This window comes from Amycolatopsis sp. AA4, from assembly GCF_002796545.1.
Taxonomy (GTDB): Bacteria; Actinomycetota; Actinomycetes; order Mycobacteriales; family Pseudonocardiaceae; genus Amycolatopsis.
In genome coordinates this window covers 310025-333002 of record NZ_CP024894.1, presented here as the reverse complement: position 1 = coordinate 333002, position 22978 = coordinate 310025, and the positions used below count along the sequence as shown (strand labels likewise).

Annotated in this window: 23 protein-coding genes, 1 tRNA gene and 1 pseudogene; 19 read left to right on the top strand and 6 right to left on the bottom strand. The window is 68.6% G+C overall.

Annotated features, from left to right (window positions below; genetic code table 11):
- The first annotated feature begins 75 nt into the window (after positions 1 to 75).
- The gene (gene lon / locus CU254_RS01655; protein WP_037712234.1) at positions 76 to 2481 is read left to right on the top strand and encodes an endopeptidase La; all 2406 of its coding nucleotides are present in this window, start codon (positions 76 to 78) and stop codon (positions 2479 to 2481) included.
- Between the two features lie 203 nt (positions 2482 to 2684).
- Here lon and rfbA read toward each other — a convergent pair whose 3' ends face one another.
- Positions 2685 to 3566, bottom strand: a complete 882-nt coding sequence (rfbA, locus tag CU254_RS01650; protein ID WP_009072176.1) for a glucose-1-phosphate thymidylyltransferase RfbA — start codon at positions 3564 to 3566, stop codon at positions 2685 to 2687.
- A gap of 76 nt (positions 3567 to 3642) precedes the next feature.
- Positions 3643 to 4791 carry a hypothetical protein gene (locus CU254_RS01645; protein ID WP_009072175.1) on the bottom strand — a complete coding sequence of 383 codons (1149 nt, stop codon included), beginning with the start codon at positions 4789 to 4791 and terminating at the stop codon, positions 3643 to 3645.
- A 199-nt stretch (positions 4792 to 4990) separates the two neighbouring features.
- Between CU254_RS01645 and CU254_RS01640 the strand changes: the two genes are divergently transcribed.
- Entirely contained in the window at positions 4991 to 5683 is a 693-nt protein-coding gene (locus CU254_RS01640) for a hypothetical protein (protein ID WP_009072173.1), read from the top strand.
- A 37-nt stretch (positions 5684 to 5720) separates the two neighbouring features.
- Here CU254_RS01640 and CU254_RS01635 read toward each other — a convergent pair whose 3' ends face one another.
- Positions 5721 to 6212 carry a YajQ family cyclic di-GMP-binding protein gene (locus CU254_RS01635; RefSeq protein WP_009072171.1) on the bottom strand — a complete coding sequence of 164 codons (492 nt, stop codon included), beginning with the start codon at positions 6210 to 6212 and terminating at the stop codon, positions 5721 to 5723.
- A gap of 118 nt (positions 6213 to 6330) precedes the next feature.
- Here CU254_RS01635 and CU254_RS01630 point away from each other — a divergent pair.
- The 4 genes from CU254_RS01630 (at position 6331) to CU254_RS01615 (ending at position 8190) form a co-directional block, all read left to right on the top strand.
- A tRNA-Tyr gene (locus tag CU254_RS01630) sits at positions 6331 to 6412 on the top strand.
- Positions 6413 to 6520: 108 nt separating this feature from the next.
- Positions 6521 to 6832 carry an EthD family reductase gene (locus tag CU254_RS01625; RefSeq protein WP_009072170.1) on the top strand — a complete coding sequence of 104 codons (312 nt, stop codon included), beginning with the start codon at positions 6521 to 6523 and terminating at the stop codon, positions 6830 to 6832.
- A gap of 57 nt (positions 6833 to 6889) precedes the next feature.
- Positions 6890 to 7378 carry a glycosyl transferase gene (locus tag CU254_RS01620; RefSeq protein WP_037712232.1) on the top strand — a complete coding sequence of 163 codons (489 nt, stop codon included), beginning with the start codon at positions 6890 to 6892 and terminating at the stop codon, positions 7376 to 7378.
- Positions 7379 to 7395: 17 nt separating this feature from the next.
- A complete protein-coding gene (locus tag CU254_RS01615; protein WP_009072165.1) occupies positions 7396 to 8190 on the top strand; it encodes a MerR family transcriptional regulator in 795 nt (264 codons plus the stop codon).
- A gap of 199 nt (positions 8191 to 8389) precedes the next feature.
- Here CU254_RS01615 and htpX read toward each other — a convergent pair whose 3' ends face one another.
- Entirely contained in the window at positions 8390 to 9238 is an 849-nt protein-coding gene (gene htpX / locus CU254_RS01610) for a zinc metalloprotease HtpX (RefSeq protein ID WP_009072163.1), read from the bottom strand.
- A 147-nt stretch (positions 9239 to 9385) separates the two neighbouring features.
- Between htpX and CU254_RS01605 the strand changes: the two genes are divergently transcribed.
- The 8 genes and pseudogenes from CU254_RS01605 (at position 9386) to CU254_RS01575 (ending at position 15956) form a co-directional block, all read left to right on the top strand.
- Entirely contained in the window at positions 9386 to 10348 is a 963-nt protein-coding gene (locus tag CU254_RS01605; RefSeq protein WP_009072161.1) for a YncE family protein, read from the top strand.
- Between the two features lie 39 nt (positions 10349 to 10387).
- Positions 10388 to 10708 (top strand): annotated as a pseudogene (locus CU254_RS44875) (LLM class flavin-dependent oxidoreductase); the annotation flags it as partial.
- A gap of 17 nt (positions 10709 to 10725) precedes the next feature.
- On the top strand, positions 10726 to 11169 hold the full coding sequence (locus CU254_RS44870; protein ID WP_286156925.1) for a hypothetical protein: 444 nt from the start codon (positions 10726 to 10728) through the stop codon (positions 11167 to 11169).
- Positions 11166 to 12038, top strand: coding sequence for an LLM class F420-dependent oxidoreductase (locus CU254_RS01595; RefSeq protein ID WP_009072157.1), 873 nt, complete (start codon positions 11166 to 11168; stop codon positions 12036 to 12038). Before CU254_RS44870 ends, CU254_RS01595 begins: the two co-directional genes overlap by 4 nt.
- A gap of 193 nt (positions 12039 to 12231) precedes the next feature.
- Complete coding sequence (locus CU254_RS01590; RefSeq protein WP_009072154.1) at positions 12232 to 13464, top strand: class I SAM-dependent methyltransferase; 1233 nt, start codon at positions 12232 to 12234, stop codon at positions 13462 to 13464.
- Between the two features lies 1 nt (position 13465).
- A complete protein-coding gene (locus CU254_RS01585; RefSeq protein ID WP_009072153.1) occupies positions 13466 to 14254 on the top strand; it encodes a glucose-1-phosphate cytidylyltransferase in 789 nt (262 codons plus the stop codon).
- A complete protein-coding gene (locus tag CU254_RS01580; protein ID WP_009072151.1) occupies positions 14254 to 14910 on the top strand; it encodes a PIG-L deacetylase family protein in 657 nt (218 codons plus the stop codon). Before CU254_RS01585 ends, CU254_RS01580 begins: the two co-directional genes overlap by 1 nt.
- Before the next feature lie 17 nt (positions 14911 to 14927).
- Positions 14928 to 15956, top strand: coding sequence for an NAD(P)-dependent oxidoreductase (locus tag CU254_RS01575; RefSeq protein WP_009072149.1), 1029 nt, complete (start codon positions 14928 to 14930; stop codon positions 15954 to 15956).
- A 2-nt stretch (positions 15957 to 15958) separates the two neighbouring features.
- Here CU254_RS01575 and CU254_RS01570 read toward each other — a convergent pair whose 3' ends face one another.
- A complete protein-coding gene (locus CU254_RS01570) occupies positions 15959 to 16507 on the bottom strand; it encodes a dTDP-4-dehydrorhamnose 3,5-epimerase family protein (protein WP_009072147.1) in 549 nt (182 codons plus the stop codon).
- 32 nt (positions 16508 to 16539) lie between these two features.
- Between CU254_RS01570 and CU254_RS01565 the strand changes: the two genes are divergently transcribed.
- A complete protein-coding gene (locus tag CU254_RS01565) occupies positions 16540 to 17634 on the top strand; it encodes a methyltransferase C-terminal domain-containing protein (protein ID WP_009072144.1) in 1095 nt (364 codons plus the stop codon).
- On the opposite strand, the gene CU254_RS44775 is transcribed toward CU254_RS01565, so the two are convergent.
- Positions 17631 to 18752, bottom strand: coding sequence for a glycosyltransferase family 4 protein (locus CU254_RS44775; RefSeq protein WP_037712227.1), 1122 nt, complete (start codon positions 18750 to 18752; stop codon positions 17631 to 17633). The two genes, CU254_RS01565 and CU254_RS44775, sit on opposite strands and share 4 nt — an antisense overlap.
- 134 nt (positions 18753 to 18886) lie before the next feature.
- Between CU254_RS44775 and CU254_RS01555 the strand changes: the two genes are divergently transcribed.
- Genes CU254_RS01555 through CU254_RS01540 form a run of 4 tightly spaced genes read left to right on the top strand, consistent with a single transcriptional unit; the run spans position 18887 to position 22975 of the window.
- Positions 18887 to 19732 (top strand): hypothetical protein, encoded by an 846-nt coding sequence (locus CU254_RS01555; RefSeq protein ID WP_037712224.1) that lies wholly within the window; start codon positions 18887 to 18889, stop codon positions 19730 to 19732.
- Complete coding sequence (locus CU254_RS01550) at positions 19729 to 21213, top strand: O-antigen ligase (protein WP_009072136.1); 1485 nt, start codon at positions 19729 to 19731, stop codon at positions 21211 to 21213. The genes CU254_RS01555 and CU254_RS01550 overlap by 4 nt, the downstream gene beginning before the upstream one ends.
- Complete coding sequence (locus CU254_RS01545; RefSeq protein WP_009072134.1) at positions 21210 to 22031, top strand: hypothetical protein; 822 nt, start codon at positions 21210 to 21212, stop codon at positions 22029 to 22031. The genes CU254_RS01550 and CU254_RS01545 overlap by 4 nt, the downstream gene beginning before the upstream one ends.
- Positions 22032 to 22075: 44 nt before the next feature.
- On the top strand, positions 22076 to 22975 hold the full coding sequence (locus tag CU254_RS01540) for a glycosyltransferase (RefSeq protein WP_158687979.1): 900 nt from the start codon (positions 22076 to 22078) through the stop codon (positions 22973 to 22975).
- Positions 22976 to 22978 lie beyond the last annotated feature (3 nt).

Below are 22978 nucleotides of genomic sequence, written 5' to 3'. Positions count from 1 at the left end.
GCGAACACTCCCGCGGAAACAAACCCGCCCTTCGGAGAGTTGAGCACCTCAGACTCAACTATTCGAGGAGTGCACATGTCCGACCCCCGCCTCCTGCCCGTCCTCCCGCTCGATGACGACGTCGTGCTGCCGGGCATGGTGGTCCCGCTCGACCTCGGCGACGCAGAGACCCGGGCCGCAGTGGAGTCCGCACAGGCCAAGACCCCTTCCTTCCCCGGGATCCGTTCGGGCGCGGCGAGCAAGGCCGAGGTCCTGATCGTCCCGCGCGTGCACGGCGAGTACGCCGAACTGGGCACCGTCGCGACCGTCGAACGGATCGGCCGCGTCCCCGGCGGCAAGTCCGCCGTGCTGCTGCGCGGCACCGCGCGCGCCGTTGTCGGCCGGATCGCCGACGGACCCGGCGCGGCCCGCTGGGTGCACGCCGACGCCGCTGACGAGACTTCCGACGAGACTTCCGACGACCGCACCGCGCAGCTCGCCGCGGAGTACAAGGCCGTGGTCATCTCCGTGCTGCAGCAGCGCGGCGGCTGGCAGATGATCGACGCCGTCCAGCAGGTCGAGGAGCCCTCCGCGATCGCCGACCTGGCCGGCAACGCGCCGTACCTGTCCACCGACCAGAAGCTGGAGCTGCTGAGCGCGCTCGACGTCAGCGTCCGGCTGGAGAAGGCCCTCGAGTGGAGCCGGGAGTACCTGGCCGAACTGGAGGTCACCGAGACCATTCGCAAGGACGTCGCGGACGGGATGGAGAAGCAGCAGAAGGAATTCCTGCTGCGCCGCCAGCTCGAAGCGATCCGCAAGGAGCTGGGCGAGCTCGACGGCACCGCGGCCGACGACGACTACCGCGCCCGCGTGGAAGCCGCCGACCTGCCGGACGAGGTGCGCAAGGCCGCGCTGGCCGAGGTCGACAAGCTGGAGCGGACGTCCGAGCAGTCGCCGGAGGGCGGCTGGATCCGGACCTGGCTCGACACGGTGCTGGAGCTGCCGTGGAATGAGCGGACCGAGGACGTCTACGACATCGCCGCCGCGCGCGCCGTGCTCGACGCGGACCACGCGGGCCTGGACGACGTCAAGGAACGGATCATCGAGTACTTGGCCGTGCGGAAGCGGCGCGCGGAATCGGGTCTCGGCCCGGTCGGCGGACGGCGGTCTGGTGCTGTTTTGGCGCTCGCCGGTCCTCCGGGGGTCGGCAAGACGTCGCTCGGCGAGTCGGTCGCGAAGGCGATGGGACGCAAGTTCGTGCGCGTCGCGCTGGGAGGCATCCGCGACGAGGCCGAAATTCGCGGCCACCGGCGCATGTACGTCGGCGCGTTGCCGGGCCGGATCGTGCGGGCCATCAAGGAAGCCGGTTCGATGAACCCGGTCGTGCTGCTCGACGAGATCGACAAGGTCGGAGCCGACTACCGCGGCGACCCGACGGCCGCGCTGCTCGAAGTGCTGGACCCGGAACAGAACCACACGTTCCGCGACCACTACCTCGAGGTGGAACTGGATCTGTCCGATGTGGTCTTCCTGGCCACGGCCAACGCGCTGGAGACCATTCCCGGCCCGCTGCTGGACCGGATGGAACTGGTGACGCTGGACGGTTACACGGAGCACGAGAAGGTCACCATCGCGCGGGATCACCTGCTCCCCCGCGAACTCGAGCGGGCCGGTCTGGCGTCCGGCGACGTGGTGCTGACCGACGACGCGTTCAGCCGGATCGCCGCGGAGTACACCCGCGAGGCCGGGGTGCGCGACGCGAACCGGACGATCGCGAAGGTGCTGCGGAAGATCGCGACGAAGGTGGCTTTGGGTTCGGTCTCGCTGCCGCTTTCGGTGTCGGCGGCGGACCTGGAGACCTACCTCGGCCGCCCGCGGCACGTGCCGGAATCGTCGCTGCCGACGGCGACCCAGCGGACGTCTTTGCCCGGCGTGGCAACGGGTCTGGCGGTCACCGGCGCGGGCGGCGACGTGCTGTACATCGAGGCGTCGCTGGCCGATCCGGAAAGCGGGGCTTCGGGCCTGCAGCTGACCGGGCAGCTGGGTGACGTGATGAAGGAGTCGGTGCAGATCGCGCTGTCGTACCTGCGCTCGCACGGTGCGGAGCTGGAACTGCCGGTGGGAGACCTGCGTGAGCGGGGAATCCACGTCCACGTCCCGGCTGGTGCGGTGCCGAAGGACGGTCCGTCCGCGGGTATCACGATGACGACCGCGCTGGCTTCGCTCCTGTCCGGGCGGGTTGTCCGGGCTGATGTGGCGATGACCGGAGAGGTTTCGCTGACCGGGCGGGTGCTGCCTATTGGCGGAGTGAAGCAGAAGCTGCTGGCCGCGCACCGGGCGGGGATGAAGACGGTGATCATCCCGCAGCGGAACGAGCCGGATCTGGACGACGTGCCTGCTGAGGTGTTGTCGCAGCTGGAGGTGCACGCGGTGGCTAACGTGCGGGAGGTGTTGGAGTTGGCTCTGACGCCTGCTTCGTCGGAGGTTCCGCAGGCGGCTTGACCGTAGGTCCGTGAAGGGCTCCTTGAAGGAATCTGATTCCCTCAAGGAGCCCTTCACGGCACGTCAGGAGAAGTCGAACTCCCGCCGCGGAGCCGCCGCGAACTTGCCCTGTCCTATTTGGACATAATGGTTGCCGCGTTCCACGGGGATTCTTCGGGATCCTCGGCCCAGGTCGTAGCTCACGACTCTCCTCCGAAAGAGAATCAGCCCCGCGCACCCGCGAGCAAGGCCACGTTCATCACGTATTCGCCGTATCCCGATTTAGCCAGTTTCGTGCCCAGCGCATGGCATTCGTCCGCGCTGATGAAGCCCATTTTCAGCGCGACCTCTTCCAAACACGCGATCCGCACCCCGGTCCGGTGTTCCAGCACCTGCACGAACTGGCCGGCCTCCAGCAGCGAATCGTGCGTGCCGGTGTCGAGCCAGGCGAAACCGCGGCTCAGTTCGATCAGCTTCGCGCGGTCGCGGCGCAGGTAGGAGAGGTTGACGTCGGTGATCTCCAGCTCGCCGCGCGCGGAGGGCTTCAGGTTGCGGGAGATGTCGACGACCTCGTTGTCGTAGAAGTACAAACCGGTGATCGCGTTGTTCGACCGCGGTTTCTTCGGCTTTTCCTCAATGGACAGCAGGTTGCCGTTCTCGTCGATCTCGCCGACGCCGTACCGCTCCGGGTCTTTCACCTGGTAGCCGAACAGGACGCAGCCGTCGAGGTCGGTCGCCGCGGTGCGCAGGGTCGTGGAGAAGCCTTGGCCGTAGAAGATGTTGTCGCCGAGGACCAGCGCGACCGAATCGTCGCCGACGAAGTCCGCGCCGATCACGAACGCCTCGGCGAGACCGTTCGGGCTCGGCTGTTCCGCGAAGGACAAGGACAGGCCGAACTGGCTGCCGTCGCCGAGCAGGCGGCGGAAGTTCGGCAGGTCGGCGGGCGTCGAGATGATCAGGATCTCCCGGATCCCGGCCAGCATGAGCACCGAGATCGGGTAGTAGATCATCGGTTTGTCGTAGACCGGCAGCAGCTGCTTCGACACGGCCTGCGTGATCGGATGCAGACGGGTTCCGCTGCCCCCGGCGAGCACGATGCCCTTCACAGCCCCTCCTCACGTGCGGTGGTGGGGTTCACCGTACCGAGTGAGCGCGGAGGCCGTCTGGCGCTTCCCTCGACTCTCAGAAGGCCGGGCCCTTGCCGAAAAAGGCCTGGCAGCCGTTCGCGTACTCGGTGGCGATCTCCAGCACGTTCTTCCCGCCGTCGACCGGCAGCACCGTGGACGAATAGTTGGGGCAGTAGTTGTTGTAGATGCCGCTGATGTGTACCGGCGCGGGGAGTTCGTACCAGTTCCCGGCGCCGAAGTCGTCGTTGGCCAGCAGCGTCTGCCCGTTCCCGGACACCGGGTCGCCGTCGGCGGTCGTGTAGATCTGGCCGACCATCACCAGCCGCACGCCGTTCGGGCCGCCGGGGAAGAGGCTGGTCGTCTGGGCGTGCTGGAAGTAGTTGCCGCTCGCGGTGTTGACGCGCGTGCCCGGATCGGCCGGATCGCCCCAGTTCGCGCCGTCGGCGGAGATTTTGTAATACGGGTCGCAGTAGCGTTCGCGGTAGTTGCAGATCTCGTAGCCGAACCAGTACCGGCCGTCGGGCAGCCTGCGGATGTTCGGCATGCCCGGACGCACCCGGGACGGCCCGATGGCCATCGTGAGCTGCTTGGTGCCCCAGGTGATCCCGTCGGTCGAGGCGACGCGGTTGAGCACCTGGCCGTACTTCGGCGCTTGCGTCTCGTCGGCGTAGTGCAGCCAGAGCGTGCCGCCGGCGTCCACAGTGAACTCCGGTTCCCAGATGCCGTCGTGGTTGTGCGAAAGCGCGGCCTCGGACAGATAGCGCCAGTTGTGCCCGCCGTCGCGGCTGGCCCACACCTTGATCCCCATCCGGCGCTCCGGGCCCGAGTCCTGGCGGTAGGTCGCCGCCCACAGCAGCGTGCCCGCCCGCATCCGGCCGACGCGCTGCGGGAGTTCGTACAGGGTTCCGCAGCACTGGCCGAACCTGGCGTCGGGGTCGCGGATCACGCCGATCTGGTGGAAGCTCGCGCCCTCGTCGGTGCTCTCGAGGATCGGCGCGAACCGGCCGTCGCCGTCCTCGCTGGTCAGCGACGCGATGATGTTCCCGCGCCCGAACGGCGAGTGCTCGAGCCGGATCAGCCGGGGGTACGAGCCGAAGCCGGGCACGAGCAGCTTCTTCTCGGCGGCTTCCGCGACGGGCGTCAGCGCGGTCACGAGGACCGCCAGCGAGGTGAGGAAGGCAAGCACGGGAGTCCAGCGGCGCATCCAGAAACTCCTCTCACGACCGGACTCGCGATTACACCACGTGTTCGCCCCGACACCATCGATTTCGCCTGGTCACCCGCGTGAATCCACCCCTTCGAGCGGGCCGCTGGGCTGTTCAGGGACACCCGCCGCGTAACGACCGGGCGGAGCGTGACGAAAGATCATCCGGAGGCCCCGTCGGGGCACGCTAGGGGGAACCATGCGCCGCATTCGCCTGGCCGCAGTCTGCGCGGCGGTGGCGCTCACCGCGTCGTGCGCACTGCAGCCGACCGGCATCGGAGCGATCCGGTACCCGGAAGACGAACCAGGCCGCGCCCCCGTCCCGGTGCAGCCTCCGCCGCCGCGGCCGGAGAAGCCGCGCCTCGCCGAGAACCCGACGGAAACGCACCAGGGCAAGAACAACGCGACCGTGCCGTTGACGTGGCCGTCCGGAGTCGCGGGATTCCTCGCCTTCGACTGTCCGAAGTGCACCGGAAACGTCGCCGTGACGACCGACGGAACGGAAGGCCTGCTGGTCAACGACGCCGACGCCTACCACGGAACGGCCTGGTTCAACGTCTCCCCCGGCGGCAAATCGGTGCACACGCTGACGATCGAGGCAAAGGGCTCGTGGACCGCGACGATCACCGACCACCGCGGCGTGCCGGTCGTCGAACCGGGAAAGCCGTACAACGGCCACGGCGACGCGGTGCTGGCAGTGCCGCCGGGCCTGGTGTGGGGGAAGTTCTACACGGGTTCGAAGGGCTCGAATGGCGTCTGGGTCCTTGCCGACGGCTACCCGCATCTGGCGGTGAACCACATCGGGGAGACGACCGGGGAGTTTCCGCTCACCGGGCCCACGTATGTGGCGGTGGAGACGTACAAGGCGGATTGGACCTTCACGGCCTTCTAGGCGCTGCGGACGCCGGGGCATCCGCAGCGCCGGCGGCTCACCGGTAGTTGGTGAACTGCAGAGCGATCTCGAAGTCCTTGCCCTTCAGCAACGAGATCACCTCCTGCAGCTGGTCCTTCTTCTTGCCCGACACCCGCAGCTGGTCGCCCTGGATCTGGGCCTGCACGCCCTTCGGGCCCTCGTCCCGGATGAACTTCGCGATCTGCTTCGCCTTGTCCGACGCGATGCCCTGCAGGATCTTGCCGCTGATCTTGTAAATCTTGCCGGAGATCGCGGGCTCGCCCGCCTCGAAGGCCTTCAGCGAGATGTTCCGCTTGATCAGCTTCTCCTTGAAGACCTCCACCGCCGCGAGGGCGCGCTCTTCGGTCTCCGACTCGATCGCGATGGCTTCCTCGCCGGACCAGCTGATGCCGGTTCCGGTGCCGCGGAAGTCGAACCGCGTGCCCAGTTCCTTGCTGGCCTGGTTGAGCGCGTTGTCCACCTCCTGGCGGTCGACCTTGCTCACCACGTCGAAAGAGGGATCCGCCACGTGTCCTCACACCTTGTCTCAGCTCGTCAGGGACCCCCAGCGTAGCGCCGGGGGATCCCGGTTGACCGGCCGTCCGGACCGTTGGGTATCCTTCTTCCCGGCCGGTTCGCCCGGCCATGGCAGGTTACCCAAGCGGCCAAAGGGATCTGACTGTAAATCAGACGGCTCAGCCTTCGGGGGTTCGAATCCCTCACCTGCCACCCACAGACCAACGCCCCGGCTGTCCACTGCCGGGGCGTTCGTCGTAAATACCGCCTCCCCACGGGCCGCCGAGTGCTACCGTCGCTCTCCGCTGGACGGAGGTTCGCATGCACAAGCTGGTAGTTCTGTACCCCAAGCCCGACGATCCCGAGCACTTTCGCGACTACTACGTGAGCACCCATCTTCCGCTGGTCGCGCAGATGCCTGGCCTGCTCGCATACCGCTACAGCTTCGACATCACCGCGGCGCCGGGGCAGACTCCGTACTTCGCGGTGTTCGAGGCCGACTTCCCGGACGCTGCGACGCTGTCCGCGGCTAGGTCGTCTCCGCAGGGGCAGAAGGTGTCCGCCGACGTCGCCAATTACGCCAGCGGCGGGGTGTTCGTCATGGACTATCCGGCGCAGGACGGCGTCGTCTGAGCCTGGAACGCGCTCGGGCTTGACCCTCCTGCGACAGGAGGCTCCACGCTGGTGCGCATGAACGAATTTCGCGGCCCGGTTCCGACTCCCGCCTACGACGCGGTGTCTCCGGGCAACTACCTCGGCTTCTACGGGATGCCGATGTTTCCCAACGTGCCCACTGCCGACCTCGACGCCTCCACCGACTTCTGGCTTCGCGGGCTCGGCTTCGACAACCTTTTCACCCTCCCCGGCCAGCTCGTGCACCTGCGTCGCTGGGCGTTTCAGGACGTGCTGCTCAAGCCGGGAACCCCGGCGGCCCCGAGCGAGGTCAGCATCAGTTTTTCCTGTGTGCTCAGCGAACTCGACGAGATCGCCAAGCGGTGCGAGGAGATCGCGCCGGGCTGCACGACCGGGCCGGAGCTGATGCCGTGGAACTCTCGGGAGCTGACGGTCGTCACGCCGGAGGGCACGAACGTCGTGATGACCGCGGCGGTGCCGATCGACCCGGACGGTCCCGTCGCGGAGCGGATGCGCGCCGTGGGGATCGACGTCCCCCGGTCGTGAACTGCGACACTGAGGTCGTGCCCGAGCAAGACGGCCTCACTGTCGGACGCACGGCGACGCTGGTCGGCGTGAGCGTCAAAACACTGCATCACTGGGACGCGGTCGGCCTGGTGCGCCCGAGCGGGCGCACCAGCGCCGGCTACCGCGTGTACTCCGCCGAGGACATCACGCGGTTGCATCGGGTGCTCGTCTACCGGGAGCTGGGCTTCCCCCTGTCGGAGATCGGCCGCCTTCTGGACGACCCGTCGGTGGACGCGCACACCCATCTGACCCGCCAGCGGCGCGAGCTGCGCGAACGCATCGCGCGGTTGGAGCACATGGTGTCCGCGGTGGACCGGATGGCGGCGGCCACCCGCGGCGGGATGCAGCTGACGGCGGAGGAGCAGGTCGAGATCTTCGGGTCCGACTGGAATCCGGAGTGGATCGACGAGGCCGCCGAGCGCTGGGGCGACACCAAGCAGTGGGCGGAATACCGCGAGCGGACCACCGACCTGACTCCGCAAGACTGGCAACAGGCCGCGGCCGAGCACGAAACGCTCCACGCCGACCTGGCCGCAGCACGGCGAGCCGGAGTCGAGCCAGGAACCCCCGAGGCGAACACCCTCGCGGAGCGCCACCGAGCCACCCTTTCCAAGTACTTCGACTGCACTCATTCGATGCAGGTCTGCCTGGGCCGCCGATTCGTAGAAGAAACCGGATACAGCGAGTACTACGACGGATTGGCCCCCGGCCTGGCCACCTGGCTGCGAGACGTGATCTTCGCCAACGCAATCGCCCACGGCGTAAACCCAGCAACAGCAGAGTGGGAATAACACCCACCCAGGCACCCACACCTCCCCCGCCCCCGATACGAAGCCAAAACACGGCGCTGGGGTGCTTGTCAAGGCATCTTTCCCGCCTTGACAAGCACCCCAGCGCCGTAGTCACACTAAAAAATCGGGGTGCCCAGCCTCACCACCGAGGCGCAACGTCGCCGCCAGGCGACGAGCCGCCCAGGAACACCCAGAGGCCTCACCGCCCCCGAGCCATCTCCTCAAGCCGCCGAATCCGATCCTCGATCGGCGGATGCGTCGAGAACATCCGGCTCAACCCAGCCCCGGGCCGGAACGGGTTCGCGATCATCAAATGCGACTGCGACACCACCGCCGGCTCGGGAGCCAACGGAGCGGCCCGGGTCCCCATCTCCAGCTTCCGCAACGCCGAAGCCAACGCCAGCGGATCCCCGGTCAGCTCCGCCCCGGAAGCATCCGCCTGGTACTCCCGCGACCGGCTCACCGCCATCTTCACCACGCCCGCCGCGATCGGCCCGATCAAGACCAGCAGCAGCGACATGAACGGGTTGCCCTCGCGGTCGTTCCCGCCGAAGAAGAACGCGATGTTCGCCAGCACGCTGACCACGCTCGCCAGCGCACCGGCGACACAAGAGATCAGGATGTCCCGGTTGTAGACGTGGGACAGCTCGTGCCCGAGCACCGCGCGCAGCTCGCGCTCGTCGAGCAGCTCCAGGATTCCCGTGGTGCAGCACACCGCCGCGTGCTGCGGATTGCGCCCGGTCGCGAAGGCGTTGGGCGCCGCGGTCGGGCTCACGTACAGCGACGGCATCGGCTGCCGCGCGGACGTCGCCAGCTCTCGCACGATCCGGTACATCGCGGGCTGCTCGACCTCCGACACCGGCCGCGCGTGCATCGCGCGCAGGGCCATTTTCTCGGAGTTGAAGTAGGCGTAGGCGTTCATCCCGAGCGCCACGATCAGGCCGATCACCAGCGCCCCGCGGCCGAACAATCCGCTGATCCCGATGATGATCGCCGAGAGCAGACCGAGCAGCATCGCCGTCTTCAGCCCGTTGTGGTGCTTGTGCACGCGCGCTCGCCTCCGTCCGCTCTGGCAGGTGCCGCAAGGTGGGTTACTCACTGGAAACAACGCGATCGGGGGACCCGAAGTTCCTTCGCCCGATCCTTGTCCGAGTTAGGGTCGGCGGGCAACCCAACCGACCGGGGCAGGTGAGCGATGCGCGGTTCCCAGTTCTCCCGGCGAGGACTGTTCGGCCTGGTCAGCGCGGGTGCGGCGGCATTGCTCGGCAGTACCGCGACGGCGGCCGGGCGGGTCACCAGCGTGCAGGTCGGCGGGACGATTTCGGCACTGGCCGTGAGTCCGGTCACCGGGCTCGTCTACGCGGCCGACCAGGCGTCCGGCATGGTTCTCGTCCTCGATCCGGACGCGGGGCGCGTCGTGTCCGCGCTCGCGGTAGGCGGGCAGCCGAGCGATGTGGCGGTGGACACCGAGCGGATCTACGTCGCCAACCCGCCCGGCGGCACGGTGCTCGCCTTCGACGGCCAGACGCATCGGTTGCTGAGCGTCGTCAGCGCGGGGGCGGGCGCGTCGGCGCTCGCGATCGATCCGCAGGCCAACCTCGTGTACGCGGTGAGCGGCAAGACCGGCACGTTCGCGGTGCTCGACAGCATCAGCCTCACCCAGCAGGACCTGCTGCCCGCGCCGAAACCGGGCCTCGCCGGAATCGCCCTCGACCGCGGCCGGCGGCGCGCTTACTGCACGAGCCCGACCACGAACTCGGTCGAAATCTGCGACCTCGACTCGGGATCGTTCACCGCCAGCGTTCCGGTGGGGGCTTCCCCGACTGGGATCGGCGTGCACGAACCGAGCGGCGCGGTGTTCGTGGCCAATTCGGCGATCCACCATCTGTCTATTGTGGACGGAGCGGCGCGGGCCCAGGTCAAGACGGTGCTGCTGGGCAGCGAGGCGTCCTCGCTCGCGGTGCATCAGGGCACCGATGTCGTGTACACCAACGGCGGGCAAAATGGTCTGTCTCGTGTGGACGGACGGACCGGAACCCTCGCCGGAGAGCTGAGCCTCGGGGTGAACCCGGGCGACGTGGCGGTGGATCAGCGCACGCGCACGGTGTACGTGACCGATCCGCTGCACGGCACGATCAACGTCGTGCGCGATTTCTGACTGCTCGCATGAAGTTACTCCAGGTATACGGTGTCGGGTATGGAACTCGGTCTCCAGGTCCCCGACTTCACGCTGCCGGGAGGGGCGGCCGCGCTCGGCACGGAACTGGCCGAAGCGGCACGGGCGGCCGACGACGCCGGGTTCGCTTATCTCGCGGTGATGGACCATTTCTTCCAGATTCCCAGCGTCGGCCCGAGTGATCGTCCGATGCTTGAGGCCTATACGACGCTCGGCTACTTTGCCGCACACACCCGGCGCGCGAAACTGTTCACCTACGTCACTGGCGCGATTTACCGGCATCCCGGCCTGCTCGCGAAGGCGGTCAGCACTCTCGACGTGCTGTCCGGCGGACGGGCCATGCTCGGCATCGGGGCGGGGTGGAACGAGGAAGAGGCCCGCGGGCTCGGGTTTCCGTTTCCGTCCACTTCGGAACCACAACCGAGATCGCGGCACCCCGGCGAAGCCGGGGCAATCAAGCAGAGTCGGGGGCCAGCGGCGAGAAGAAGACGCTTCGGCTCGTCGCGAAGTACGGCGACTTCTGCAACATCGGCAACGGCCCGGATCTCGAACGCAAGCTCGACGTGCTCAAGCGGCACTGCGAAACCGAGGGCCGTGACTACGGCGAGATCACCAAAACCGTCTACCACTATCTGGACATCGGGCCGACCGGGGAGAAAACCGGCGAATTTCTCGCCGAGGCCGAAAGACTGCACCGGCTCGGGGTGCAGGCCGTGATCGGGCCGCTCCCCGGCGGCGTCGACCGCAGAAGGATCGAGATTTTCGCGCAAGACATCATTCCGGCGGTTAAGGAGTTGGCATGAAACTCGGGTTGCACCTGGCTCAGCAGACCTGGCCGAACGGGCCGGCGGCGCTCGGCGCGGACCTGGCGCGGGTGGCGCGGACCGCGGACGAGGCGGGGTTCGAATATCTGTCGGTGATGGACCATTTCTTCCAGATTTCCAGCTACGGGCCGCCCGAGCACGAAATGCTGGAAGCGTGGACCACGCTCGGCTTCCTCGCCGCGCACACTGAGCGCGTCAAGCTGCTCACGCTCGTCACCGGCGTCATTTACCGGCACCCCGGGCTGCTCGCGAAGGCGGCGACGACGCTCGACGTGCTGTCCGGCGGGCGGGCGATCCTCGGCATCGGCGCGGGGTGGAACGAGGAGGAGTCCCGCGCGCTCGGGTTCCGGTTCCCGCCGATGAAGGAGCGGTTCGAGCAGCTGGAGGACGCGCTGCGGTACGTCCACCAGATGTGGGCCGAGGGCGACGAGCCCTTTACCGGCACGCACGTCAGCGGCGAGCGGTTGCTCAACAGCCCGCAGCCGATCCAGCGTCCGCATCCGCCGATCCTGATCGGGGGCAGCGGCGAGAAGAAGACGCTGCGGTTCGTCGCGCAGTACGGCGACATCTGCAATTTGCTGCCCAACGCGGACCTTCCGCGCAAACTGGAAGTCCTGCAGCAGCACTGCGCGGACGTCGGCCGCGACTACTCCGAGATCACGAAGACCGCTTCGCTGCGGCTCGACACCGGTGAAAACGGCGAGAAAACCGGGCAGCTGCTGGATGAACTCGGCCGGCTGTCGGAACTCGGGTTCACCGTCGCGACCGGCTGGGCGCACGGCGTGCCGGACCCGGCGGTGCTCGAACGGTTCGCCACCGAGGTGATCCCGGCCGCGGAAAAGCTGTGATCCGCCGCCGAACGGAGGGTCACCCGGCACTGGTCCGCCCTCCGTTCGGCGCAGCAGCTCGCGGCATTCCGCCGCGGGCATGGTCTCGGTTCCGAATCGACTCCGGCGCGCCTCCCGACCCCTTGTAACGGCGGCCGGGCGCGGATCGACCTGCCCTACGCAGATCGCGTTCGCGACCGGAGGAGCCTGGTACATGACCACATGTCGACTCTGTGGTTCGGAAAGAACCGCCAGCGTGGTCGACCTCGGCGCGACCCCGCCGTGCGAACGGTTCCTGACCGCCGCGCAGCTGGCCGAACCCGAACCGACTTTCCCGCTGCATCTCGAAGTGTGCACGGAATGCTGGCTCGCGCAGCTCCCGCCGCTGCTCGATCCGGCCGACACGTTCACCGATTACGCGTATTTCTCGTCTTTTTCCACCTCGTGGGTCGAGCACGCGAAACGGTTCACTGACGCCGCCGTCGAGCGGCTCGGACTGACCGACCGGTCTTTCGTCGTCGAGGTCGCCAGCAACGACGGATACCTGCTGAAGCACGTCGTCGAGCGCGGAATCCGTTGTCTCGGCGTGGAACCTTCGGTGAACGTCGGGCAAGCCGCGCGCGAGGCCGGGGTGCCGACGCACACGGCGTTCCTCTCTGAAGAAACCGGCAAGCAGGTGCGTGCCGAGCATGGTCCGGCCGACCTGGTCGTGGCGAACAACGTCTACGCCCACATCCCGGACATCCGCGGGTTCACCCACGGGCTGCGCGCGCTCGTCGCGGACGACGGCTGGGTGTCGATCGAGGTGCAGCACCTGCTCACGCTGATCGAAAAGAACCAGTACGACACGATTTACCACGAGCATTTCCAGTACTACACCGTCGAATCCGCCCGGCAGGCGCTGGCGACCGGCGGGCTGACCCTCGTCGACGTCGAACTCCTGCCGACGCACGGCGGGTCGATCCGGCTCTGGGCCCAGCCCGCGGAAGTTGCCGGAGAGCCGAGCGCGCGGATGATCGACGTACTGGCGCGCGAGAAGGCCGCCGGGTTGCACGAATTGTCCGGGTACACCGAATTCGCCGACCGGGTCACCCGCGTCCGGCTCGAATTGCTCGAATTTCTCCTCGCCGCCCGGAAAGCCGGGAAAACGACCGTCGGGTACGGCGCGCCCGGCAAGGGCAACACCCTGCTCAACCACTGCGGCATCCGGCCGGACCTGCTGGCCTACACGGTGGACCGCAATCCCTACAAGCACGGCCGGTTCACGCCGGGCACCCGGGTCCCGGTCGTGGAGCCGGACCGGATCGCCGCCGACCGGCCGGACTACGTGCTCGTCCTGCCCTGGAACCTGCGGGACGAACTGACCGAGCAGCTTTCCTACGTCGGCGCGTGGGGCGGCAAGCTCGTCTTCCCGATTCCGCGCCTGGAAATCGTCGAGGTGACGTGAAGTGAAGGTAGTCCTGTTCTGCGGCGGCTACGGCATGCGGATGCGCAGCGGCAACGACGACGACCTGCCGAAGCCGATGGCCGCGGTCGGTCCCCGGCCGCTGATCTGGCACGTGATGCGCTACTACGCGCACTTCGGGCACACCGAATTCGTGCTGTGCCTCGGCTACGGCGCGCACCACATCAAGAACTTCTTCCTCGACTACCGCGAGACCGAGTCCAACGACTTCGTGCTGCGCGACGGCCAGGTCGAACTGCTGTCGACCGACATCAGCGACTGGTCGATCTCCTTCGTGCAGACCGGCATCGAATCCCCCATCGGCGAACGGCTGCGCCGGGTGCGCGACTACGTGGACGGCGAGGAAATGTTCCTCGCCAACTACGCGGACGTGCTGACCAACGCCCCGCTCGACGACATGATCACGCGTTTCGCGGCCACCGACGCGGGCGCCTCGATGATGGTCGTCCCGCCGGAATCGACGTTCCACTGCGTCGACCTCGCCCCGGACGGCCGCGTCGGCGGGATCACGCCGGTGAGCGACATGCCGCTGTGGTCCAACGGCGGGTATTTCGTTCTGCGCCAAGAGATTTTCGACCACATCCCGGAGAACGGCGACCTCGTCGCCGACGGGTGCGTCCAGCTGGCGAAAGCGGGCAAGCTGCTCGGCTACCCGTACCGCGGGTTCTGGAAACCGACCGACACGGTCAAGGAACGGCTGTCCCTCAACACCGCGTACGCGCACGGGGACCGGCCCTGGATGCTCTGGGAAACCGCGCGGGCGGGCCGCTGATGCGGCCGCTCGTCCCCGAGTCCTGTTCGGAAATCGCGGTGCTGGGCGCGCACTGCGACGACATCGCGATCGGCGCCGGGGGAAGCCTGCTGGAACTGTGCCGGGCGAACCCGGGCACCCGAGTGACCGCGCTCGTGCTGTCGGGTGCCGGTACGCCACGAGAAAGCGAGGAACGTTCCGCGCTCGCGGCTTTCTGTCCCAAAGCAGATCTCGCCGTGACGGTGCTCGACCTCCGCGACGGACGGTTCCCCGCGCAATGGGAGCTGGCCAAGGAAGCGCTCGAAGAGGTGCGGAAACAATGCGAACCGGACCTGGTCTTCGCGCCGGCCCCGCACGACGCGCACCAAGACCACCGCGGACTGGCGAAACTCGTGCCGACCGTCTTCCGGAACCACCTCGTCCTCGGCTACGAAATCCTGAAGTGGGAATCCGATCTCGCGCAGCCCTCGGTGTTCTTCCCGCTGAGCGAGGAAACGGTCCGGGAGAAGAGCGATCTGCTCGCCACGCACTACCCGTCGCAGCACGGGAGAGGCTGGTTCGACCACGAAGCGTTCTCCGGCCTCGCCCGCGTGCGCGGCGTGCAGTGCCAGCAGCGCTACGCGGAGGCCTTCCACACGCCGAAATTGACGATCGCGGCGGCTCGCTCCGCGAACTGAGGAAATGAGGAAGACCCGTGCGCGTACTCCTGACCGGACATCTCGGCTACCTCGGCACGGTCATGGCGCCCGTGCTCGCCGCGGCGGGACACGACGTCGTCGGCCTTGATTCGGGCCTGTACTCGACCTGCGTGCTCGGTCCGGAGGTCACCGACCCCAAGGCCGTGTCGGTCGACCTGCGCGACGTCCGGCCCGAGCACGTCGCGGGCTTCGACGCGGTGATCCACCTCGCCGCGCTGTCCAACGACCCGCTCGGCGCGCTGGACCCGGAGATCACCTACGCGATCAACCACCGCGCCTCGACCCGGCTGGCCCAGCTGGCCAAGGACGCCGGGGTGCGCCGATTCCTTTACGCCTCAACGTGTTCGGTCTACGGGGCCAGTGGAAACGACGGCCTGGTGAACGAGGACGCGCCGCTGCGGCCGGTGACGCCGTACGCCGAGTCGAAGGTGCGGGTGGAGGACGATCTAGTCGGTCTCGCCGACAACGACTTCAGCCCGGTGTTCCTGCGCAACGCCACCGCTTTCGGCTTCTCACCGCGGTTGCGCGCGGACATCGTGCTCAACAACCTGGTCGGCCACGCGATCCTGACCAACACGGTGAAGGTGCTGTCGGACGGCACCCCTTGGCGTCCGCTGGTGCACGCCCAGGACATCGCCACCGCGTTCGCCGCGGCGCTGACCGCTCCCCGGGACGCGGTTCACGCGAAGGCGTTCAACGTCGGCACCGAGGACAACAACCTGCGGGTTTCCGAGATCGCCGAGGCCGTCGTGGAAGCCGTGCCGGGCGCCGAACTGCAGATCACCGGCGAGGCCGGGGCCGATCCGCGGTCGTACCGGGTGGACTTCAGCCGGATCCGCGCCGCGCTGCTGGAGTTCGCGTGCGCCTGGTCGGTGCCCGCCGGAGCCCGCGAACTCGCGGACGCCTACCGGCGGCACCAGCTCACCCGGTCCGATTTCGAACAGCGGTTCACCCGGCTCGCCCACCTCTCGGTCCGCCGGGCGGACGGCACGCTGGGCGCGGACCTGCGGCCGCAAGCCCGGTGACGTCACTCGCCGAGGCGCGCGGCCAGGTCGGCCCACGTGCCGGCGGCCGCGTCGCGCGCGCTGAGCACCGAAACCGGCAGCGGCCAGTCGATCGCCAGGTCCGGATCGTCGTAGCGCACCGCGAGGTCCTCGGCCGGATCGTGCGGGCGGTCGATCCGGTAGCAGACGTCGGCGTACTCGGTGAGCACCTGGAACCCGTGGAGGAAACCCGGCGGGATGTACAGGTGCGCGAACTCGACGTCGTCGAGCCGGAACGCCTGCTGCCTGCCGAAGGTCGCGGAGCCCGGCCGGATGTCCACGAGAACGTCGTGCACCGCGCCGCGCGCGCACCGCACCAGCTTCGCTTCGCCGCGCCCGGACCGGCCGTGCATGCCCCGCAGGACGCCCAGCCGCGACCGCGATTGGGAATCCTGCTGGAACGCCGCGGCGTTCAGGCCGTGCTCGGCGGCGATCTCGGTGTCGAACGTCCGCGTGAACAGCCCGCGATCGTCGTGGTGCGGTTCGGGGACGAACAGCAGAACTCCGGCAAGGTCGCACGGTTCGACTCTCATGCCTCCAGTCTCCCCCCGGAAGGACTCTCGCGGTGACCTCGCCACGCTGCCGCTGGTGCCGATCGGCGGACGGTTCCGTCGTGCTCGATCTCGGCGCCCAGCCGCCCGCCGACCATTTCCCCGCGCTCGGCGACCCGGGGCCGGACGTCGTTTTCCCGCTCCGCATGTGGTTGTGCGCGGCGTGCGGACTCGCTCAGCTCGCCGAGGACGAGACCGATCCGGACGAACCCCGCGGCGTCGAACCGGCCGCGCTCGTCGAACAGGCGGCGGACGCGGTCGGTCGTGCCGCCGTGCTGTTGCCCGCCAGCGGCACGGTCCGCGAATACGGCAGCCCACACGGTGGATCGTGGCTTTCCCTGCTGGAGGAACGCGGGCTCACCCCGGTCTCCGCGGGGACGGCCGACGTGCTCGTGGACTGTTTCGGGCTCATGCACGAATCCGATCAACGGGCCGCCTTGCGCGAGCGCGTCGCCGGATTGGCTGGCGACGGCGTGCTGTTGCTGCAGTTTCACACCTTGGCCGCGATCCTGCGCGAAGGACAGTGGAGCGCGTTGCGGCACGGCCACTACGCGTATTACTCGATGCCTGTGCTGGTCGAAATGCTCAGCGCCGTGGGGCTCGTTGCGCGCACGGCGTTTCGCTTCGACCTCTACGGCGGGACGATTCTCGTCGCTGCCACCCGCGAAGGAACCCCGGACGATTCGGTGCGGTCCCTCGTCAGCGAGGAGTCAGATTTCGGAGTCACCACAACGGAAATCGTTGCTGGGCTACAGGAAGCCGCCGTGCGCAGCTCGGATTCGATCGCCGTCTGGCTGGAGAAGCAGCGGGCAGCAGGCAACCGCGTGCTCGGTTACGGCGCCGCGTCGCGTGCGGTCGCGCAACTCTGCCGGGCGGGCGTCACCCGCGAACTTCTCCCCGCCATCGCGGACGCGTCGGAAGCCAAGCAGGGCAGGCGAATGCCCTCCAGCGGAATCCCGATCATCTCCCCCGATGAACTGGTCGACGCGCGTCCGGACGCGGTCCTGCTCTTCCTCCCCGACCTGCTGCCCGAAGTACGGCGGCGGCTTCCGGAGATCGAAGCGGCGGGCGGGCGCTGGGTGCCGTCCGACGCGGTCGAGAAGGACTAGCGCACCGTCGCGGCGACGCGCAGTACGTCGTCGGCGACCCGGCTCCACGAATGCTGTTCGATCACCTTCGGGACCGCGGCCAGCACGCGTTCGTAGACCCCGTCGTCGGCGAGCAGCCCGGCGATCACCGCCGCCAGTTCCGCGGGGCCGTCCGAGTCGATCAGGTCGCCGTTCTCCCCCGGGCGAACGATTTCCGGCATCGCGCAATCCCGCCGGGCCACGCACGGCAGCCCGTGGGCGAGCGCCTCCACCAAGGCGATCCCGTACCCCTCGAACCGGCTGGGCATCACGAACAGATCGTGCGTCAGGTAAAGCTCTCGCACCCGCTCCACCGGAACCCGGCCGAGGAATTCGACGCCGTCGGGCACCGCGCCGGGCAGCGGCCATTCCTTGGGACCCGCGATGGTGAGCGTCAGCCCGGGATCGGATTCCTTGCGCAGCACCGAAAAAGCCTCGACGACCAGATCGCCCGCTTTGGTGGAAAAATCCTTTCCCACGAACAGCAATCGCCGTCGCGGCCCGTCGCGATGCCGTTCCACCGGACCGTCCGGAAGGCCGTTGGCGGCGGGCGGGACCACGTGGACCTTGTCCGGATCCGCCCCGGACACCCGCACCACGTGCTCGGCCAGCCATTGGCTCATCGTCAACAATCCCGCGGCCTCCCGGTAGATCCGGTGCTGCCGGTCCCGCAGCCGGTGCAGCGCGGCGAGGTCGAGGCCGGGGAAATGCAGTGCCCGCCCGCTTTCGCTGTCGAGGCGTTCGAGCAGGATGTCGAAGCTCGAATCCTGGTAGAGCAGGAACGGCGTGTCCGTGCGGGCGAGGTCGCCGATCTGCAGGACGACGTCGGGACGGAGGCGGCGTTCGGCGGCCCGGAGTTTCACCCCGGCCAGCGCCATGGTCAGCGGAAGGTGCTTCCAGTGGCTCCCCCAGCGGCCCTCGTAACGGTGCGCGCCGAGGCCCCGCAACGCCGACCGCACCGGGAGCGACCACTCCAGCCCGAGGTCGACGACCTCGGTGCGCTCGCGCAGCGCCGCGCGAAGATTCCACGGGGTGTGCGACCACGTCCCCCGCGGCGGACGGTCCCAGGCGCACGCGAACCCGATCTTCGGCACGGTCACGATTCGATGCCTTTCCGGAGAGCGGAAGGTTTCGTTGTCACATCCGGGCGCCCGATCGCGACAACCAGATGACGCCGGACGGCGGCTCGGCACCGTCGACATCATAGGAAAAGCAGGAGGTGAGGGGAACTCCGATGGACTTGCTCGCAATCTTCCAGGTCGCTCTCCGTCGCTGGCTCATCCTCGTCCCCGCTCTGGTCGTGTCCGCGGTCGCGTGCTGGATCCTGGCGAGCAGCGTGTCCCCCACCTACGAGGTGGACGGCGCGCTCAAGGTCAGCTATCCGTTCGCCTCGACCGCCGACCAATCGGCCCGGCTCCAGAGCAACCCCTACTACGACACCGCCGCGACCGCGCTCGTGCTCGGGCAGCTGGCGAAATCGCCGGACGTCGCCGCCGCGATCACCGCGGCGGGCGGCACCGCCAAGTACCAGATCGACGACAGCGGCAAGGCGGTCCTCACCGTCACCGTCACCGACCCGGACCGGCGCAACACGCTCACCACCTATCGCGCCATCGCGGCCCAGCTCGCGAAGCGGCTCGACGACCTGCAGGCGCAGAAGCAGATCCCCGGCCCGTTCCGGGTGACCGTCGACGACGTCGTGCAGCCGCAGGACGCCGCGGTGTCGCACAGCAACCAGCTCAAGACCGCGCTCGCCGCCGGCGCGCTCGGGCTCATCCTCTCGCTGACCGCCTGCGTCGTCGTGGAACTGCGTTCGCGCAAGCGCCCGGCGAGCCAGCCGGTGCCGGAGAGCCAGCCGAGCCACCCGCCGGAGAAGGAAAACCACCGCGGCGAACTGCCGGTCAACCTGCTTCCCGAGCGGCCCGACCGGGTAGCCGCCCCCGCCCGGGTCGCCGCGGACCTGAGCCGGCACGGCGAGGAAACCACCCGCTTGCGGCCGGTGACCGCACCCGCGCAAGCCGACCAGGGGGACGGCGACAAGACCGGTACCGGAGGTTCGCTCGGCCGGCGCGGCCAATGAGCCACCGACCCCTGGACTCGCTCGCGGGAAGCGGCATCGCGCGCTTCAGCACCGATCTCGCCGCGCGGCCGATCCTGCGGGCGATCTGCGCGGCCGGGGCGCTCGCCCTGCTGGCCGTGCCGATCATCGCCCCGGCGATGACGCCCGTCGTGGTCGCGGTCATCGTGGTGTCCGCGCTCTGGCTGAACGCCCGGCGCGACGAGCAGACCGCGCTCGGCATCCTGTTCGCGCTGACCTTCCTCGTCCCGGCGTCGCTGATCATCAAACCGCTCGGGCAGATCGGGGTGCCCGGGCTGATCGTGGCGGCGCTCCTGCTGGTGCTCTGGTGCTACGGGCGGGTCGACAATTCGCTCGGCACCGACCGGGGACGGCAGCCGATGCGGATCGTCTGCCTGGTTTTCGTGGGAGTGGTGCTCGCCAGTTACGTCGCGGGCCAGCTGCGCGGGCTCTCCCCGCTCGAGGCGTCGGCCTCCGACGCGTCGCTGTTCGGCCAGGCCTGTGCGATGGGCCTGCTGCTCTTCGTCACCGACACCGTGCGCGACCTCAACGGGGTCACCCGCCTCATGCGGGTGATCGTGCTCGCCTGCGGGCTGCTGGCGGTCAGCGCGCTGCTCCAGTTCTTCGGAGTGGTCGATCTCTTCCAGCAAATGCGGCTGCCGGGTCTGACATTCCATTTCACCGAGGACGTCGACGCGCTCGCCCGCTCCGGCTTCCACCGCGTGCAAGGACTGGCCGGACATCCGATCGAGTACGCCGTCGTGCTCGGGCTGGCGATGCCGATCGCGTTGCATCTCGCGCTGAACGCGCCGAAGGGGCGCAGCCTGCGGTGGTGGGCGCTGTTCGTGCTCATCGCGGGGTGCATGCCGCTGTCGGTGTCCCGCTCCGGCGTGCTGACCGCGGGCGTCTCGATGGCCGTGTACCTGATCAGCGTGCGCTTGCGGATGGTGTTCAACCTGATCCCGTTCGCGATCGGCGGCCTGGTCGCGATGAGCGCGCTGGTGCCGGGGCTGCTCGGCAGTCTCCGCAGCATCCTGCTCCCGAGCACGCTGGCGACCGACCCGAGCATCCAGGGCCGCACCGACGATTACACCGCCGTGTTCACCGTCTGGCACGAGCATCCGCTGCTCGGGCTCGGCGTCGGGACCTACATTCCCAAGCTGTACCGGATCTTGGACAACGAATACCTGTTCACTCTCGCCACGATGGGCGCGCTCGGCGTGGCGGCCGAACTGGCGTTGCTCGCCACCGGCTATTCCCTCGCCCGGCGGGTGCACCGCACGGTCGCCGATCCGGCCGTGCGCAGCCTGGCCCAGGCCATCGCCGCGTCGATCGCCGGTGCCGCGGTCGCCGCGTTCACCTTCGACGCGTTCGGCTACAAGATCATGTTCGTGACGACCTTCAGCCTGCTCGGCGCCGCGGCCGCGCTCTGGCGGATCGCCGTGCGGGACCGCGCGGTCCAGCCGCTCGCGAGCGTCCGGTGAAACGCCTCGCCGCGGCGGCGGTGGCCGGAGTCGTCCTGCTGGCCTCGGCGGCGTGCGTCGCCACGGCCACGCCTGCCGTGCAGACCCCGGCCGGTCCGTCGACTGGAGTACCGCCGTCCGAATCGCTGCGGCCGTCCGGTTCGTTCACCGCCAGCCAGGCCGGGCAGGTGCTCGACGGGCTCGACGTGAGCGGCGGCGTCACGGTGTCCGCGCCGAACGTGGTGATCCAGCGCAGCCGGTTCACCGGAACCGGGGCCGACTACTTCGCGATCACCACGATCGGCGCGGGATCGGTGACGATCCGCGACGTCAGCATCCGCGGGAACTACCTCAGCGCGGCGATCGCCTTCCACAACTGGAGCGCGGAACGGGTCGACATCTCCGGCATGACGCACGACGGGGTCAAACTGGGCAACAACGTCCGGCTCACCGATTCGTGGATCCACGACTTCGCGCCGGAGAAGGGCGCGCACGCCGACGGAGCCCAGTCGGACCACCTCGCGGGGTCGATCCTGGTGGCGGGCAACGTGATCGACCCGGGCCAGGACGACGAGATCACCTCGGCGATCATCCTGTCGTCCTCGCCGGACCCGACCCCGTCCGTCGGCGGGCCGGTGGTGATCCGGGACAACGTCCTCGGCGGCGGGGCGAACACGCTCTACCACAATCCGGACTACCCGGACGTCGAGATCACCGGCAACACCTTCCGGCGCGACTACCGCTACCAGCCGATTTATCCGGGTCCGCCGCCGAAGGTGTTCTCCGGCAACCATTTCCCGGACGGAACGGCGGTGCCGTGGCCTCCCGCCGATTCCTGACCGGCGTCCGTAACGGCAGCGCCGCCGGAGACGACCGTCAAGGTGTGCCGAACTCCGCAGCACCCCTGTCGATCGGCTTGCCGGTCAAGAACGGCGCGGGCTTCCTCGCCGGCGCGCTGGACAGCCTGCTCGCGCAGACGTTCGGCGATTTCGAACTGCTGGTAGCCGACAACGAATCTTCCGACGAGACCGCGGAGATCGTCCACGACTACGCCCGGCGCGATCCGCGCGTGCGCTATCACCGGCACGCCCACGACATCGGCGCGGCGGCGAATTTCAACTACGTTTTCCAGGCCACCTCGGGCGCACTGTTCAAGTGGGCGGCCGCGGACGATCTTCAGCACGAGACCTTCGTGCAGCGCTGCGTGACCGCGCTGGCCGAATTCCCGACCGCGGCCGCGGCGTGTTCCGCCATCGAACACATCGACGAGGACGGCGTTTCGCTCGGCGTCACCCAGGACCTCCGTGCTTCGGCCGCGGCGGAGCCGGCGGACCGGTTCGCGGACCTGATCCGCTACGACTACTCGTGCGCGGTCGCCTTCGGCGTCCAGCGCCGCGCGCTCGCCGAACGCACGCGGCTGCTGCTCCCGTTTTGGGGCAGCGACCGGGTTTTCCTCGCCGAACTGGCGTTGGCCGGGCCGATCGTGGTGCTCGACGAACCGTTGTTCCAAGAACGCGAGCACGGCGCGAAATTGACCACCCAGGTCGCCAATCGGCAAGTGAGCGCGTTCAACCGGAAAACTGGCTACGGCTCGCGTTTCCTCACCTGGCGGCACGCCGCGGAACTGCGCCGCGCGGTCCACCGCGCCGAACTCACGAGGCCGCAGCGGCAGCAGGCGTATGCCGTGCTCGCCAAATGGGCGGCGGCCAACCGGATCAAGTTCGCCAGGAGCCTCGCCCGGGGCGTCGCCGAAACGGCCCTCGCGCCGCTCGCCAGGACGTGAGCC